The organism is Micromonospora deserti (genome assembly GCF_003236335.1).
GTDB classification, from domain to species: domain Bacteria; phylum Actinomycetota; class Actinomycetes; order Mycobacteriales; family Micromonosporaceae; genus Micromonospora; species Micromonospora deserti.
Genome location: NZ_POUB01000462.1, coordinates 1 through 2,380 on the forward strand (window position 1 = coordinate 1; position 2,380 = coordinate 2,380).

Sequence of the window (2,380 nt, forward strand, 5' to 3'; positions counted from 1 at the left end):
GCCCCCGCACACCGGGGACTGCATGGCGGTCTACCGGGTGGTCAACTCCTGGCAGGACGGTTTCCAGGGCGAAGTGACGATCATGAACCACGGCAGCACACCGTTCGCCGGCTGGACCGCGACGTGGACCTGGCCCAGCGGGCAGTCGATCACGCAGATCTGGAACGCCACCCAGAACTCGTCCGGATCGGCGGTGACGGTGAGCAACGCCTCGTGGAACGGCACGATCGCCCCGGAGGGCACGACCACCTTCGGCTTCCTGGCCTCCACCACCGGCACCAACACCCTGCCCACGGTCAGCTGCGCCCGCCGCTGACCTACCCCCTCCCCCAGCGGACCATGGAGCCGACCACGGGCTTGGTGAGCAGGGCCGACTGGTTGCGCTGGATGCCGGGGTCGAGGGTCTTGGCGACGAAGATGGCGTGCCAGATGCAGAAGATCAGCACCGTCCACACCTTGCGGGAGTGGTCGGCCTCCTCCCGCTTGTGCTCCTCCAGCAGCCGCAGCGCGTATGACAGGTCGAGCAGGTCGCCGGCACCGGAGGTAGCCAGCACGTGCCGCGCCCACTCGTACATCTCGCCGCGCAGCCACACGCGCGTCGGGGTCGGGAAGCCCAGCTTCTTCCGGTTGACGATGGCCGGCGGCACGACCCCCTGCAGAGCCTGGCGCATGGCGTACTTGGTGGCGTCGGAGCGGGGCGGGAGCTTGAGCTCCACCGGGATCTTCGCCGCCACGTCGAAGACCTCGCGGTCCAGGAAGGGCACCCGCACCTCGAGCGAGTGGGCCATCGAGATCCGGTCGGCCTTGACCAGGATGTCGCCGCGCAGCCAGGTGTAGAGGTCGACGTACTGCATCTTGGTCACGTCGTCGAGCTCGGCGCACTCGGCGTAGATCGGCGCGGTCACGTCCGTGTAGCGGACCGAGGGGTCGTAGCGGCGCAGCAGGTGCTGCTTCTCCTCCTCGGTGAACATCCGGGCGTTGCCGTAGTAGCGCTGCTCGATCGGGGTGGTGCCGCGCTGCAGGAAGCTCTTGCCCTTGACCCCCTCCGGGATCGCCTTGGAGACGGCCCGCAGCCCCTTCTGCACGCCATCGGGCAGGCCGTTGACGGTGCTCAGCGAGAGCGGCTCGCGGTAGATGGTGTAACCACCGAAGAACTCGTCGGCGCCCTCGCCGGACAGGACGACCGTGACGTGCTCGGCGGCCTTCTTCGCCACGAAATACAGCGGCACCAGCGCCGGGTCGGCGACCGGGTCGTCCAGATGCCAGACGATCTTCGGCAGCGCGGCAATCATGTCCTGCGGCCCGATCTTGGTCGGGATGGTGGTCACGTCGAGGTGCCGGGCGGAGTCCTGGGCGACGTCGATCTCGGAGTAGCCCGGGACGTCGTAGCCGACGGTGAAGGTGAGGATGTTCGGGTTGAACTCGCGGGCCAGGGCCACCACGGCGGTGGAGTCGATGCCGCTGGAGAGGAACGAGCCGACCGGCACGTCCGAGCGCATGTGCATCCGGACGCTCTCCCGCAGCGTCTCCCGGATCTCGTGGTACAGCTTCTGCTCGTCGTCGACCTGGGCGGGCCGGAACACCGGCCGGTACCACCGACGCACGTCGATCCGGCCGCCCGGGGTCCAGGTGAGGTACTCGCCCGAGCCGATCCGGCTGATCCCCTTGTGCAGGGTGCCGGGCTCCGGCACGTACTGCAGGGTCAGGTAGTGGCTGAGGTTCGCCGGGTCGACGCCGGCATCGCCCTGGTAGCTCGAGTGCGCGAAGGGCAGCAACGCCTTCTTCTCCGAGGCGAGGTAGAGCCCTTCGGCGGTCTCCAGGTAGTGCAGCGGCTTGATGCCGAAGTAGTCCCGGCCGCCGAACGCCCGCCGCTCCTGCCGGTCCCAGATGACGAAGGCGAACATGCCGCGCAGCCGGGTGAGCACCTGCTCACCCCAGTAGTGGTAGCCGGCGACGATCACCTCGCCGTCACCCGCGGTGGCGAACTGGGCGCCGAAGTTCCGGATCAGCTCCTCACGCAGCTCGATGTAGTTGTAGATCTCGCCGTTGAAGGTGAGCAGGTAGCGCCCGCCCGCGTAGGGAAGCGGCTCGTGGCTGGAGGCCACGTCGATGATCGCCAGGCGCTTGTGCGCGAACACCCCGTCCGCGTACCGGCCGGAGGCGTCGCCGACCACTTCGACACCGGTCTCGTCCGGTCCGCGGTGGTGCAGGCATTCCAACGCCCCGGCGATGTGGTCGCGGTGGGCGGCGGCGTCGCCGCGCGCGCTGAAGAAGGCCAGGAGTCCGCACATGAGGTCATCTTTCCACGCGCCCGGAGCGGCCGTCGCAGCCGTCCGTCGATCGGGTGCACCCGGCCCGCTCCACCCGCCCGAGGCCGCCG

Annotated in this window: 2 protein-coding genes; one reads left to right on the forward strand and one right to left on the reverse strand. The window is 69.1% G+C overall.

Annotated features, from left to right (window positions below; all coding sequences use genetic code 11):
- Positions 1–316, forward strand: a 316-nt coding sequence (locus tag C1I99_RS31145; protein WP_199562462.1) for a cellulose binding domain-containing protein, incomplete at its 5' end; no start/stop codon positions are given.
- Between the two features lies 1 nt (position 317).
- On the opposite strand, the gene asnB is transcribed toward C1I99_RS31145, so the two are convergent.
- A complete protein-coding gene (gene asnB / locus C1I99_RS31150) occupies positions 318–2,291 on the reverse strand; it encodes an asparagine synthase (glutamine-hydrolyzing) (protein ID WP_111137715.1) in 1,974 nt (657 codons plus the stop codon).
- Positions 2,292–2,380 lie beyond the last annotated feature (89 nt).

Excerpts from the sequence above, each read along its gene's own strand:
- asnB (WP_111137715.1), bottom strand. The coding sequence starts at position 2,291 with ATGTGCGGACTCCTGGCCTTCTTCAGCGCGCGCGGCGACGCCGCCGCC.